Origin of the sequence: Paenibacillus sp. J45TS6 (assembly GCF_018403285.1) — a bacterium.
GTDB lineage: Bacteria > Bacillota > Bacilli > Paenibacillales > Paenibacillaceae > Paenibacillus.
The window spans coordinates 1-254 of the sequence record NZ_BOSJ01000113.1 but is presented as its reverse complement, the minus strand read 5'-3'; the positions used below and the strand labels follow the sequence as shown (position 1 = coordinate 254).

1 rRNA gene is annotated in these 254 nt (G+C 52.0%); it reads left to right on the top strand.

The annotated features are described in order from the left end of the window. Window positions 1-254 (top strand): 23S ribosomal RNA (locus tag KJS58_RS25255); the annotation flags it as partial.

Genomic DNA, 254 nt, shown 5'->3' with positions numbered 1-254 from the left:
CAGGTCGAAATTCCTGTACCACCGTAAATCGTTACGAGCGATGGGGGGACGCAGTAGGGTAGTGACGCAGACTGATGGATGTCTGTCCAAGCAGTGAGGCTGATGTGTAGGCAAATCCGCACATCGTTAAGGCTGGGCTGTGATGGGGAGTGAAAATTACAGTAGCGAAGGTCATGATCTCAGACTGCCAAGAAAAGCCTCTAGCCAGATGAAGGTGCCCGTACCGTAAACCGACACAGGTAGGTGAGAAGAGA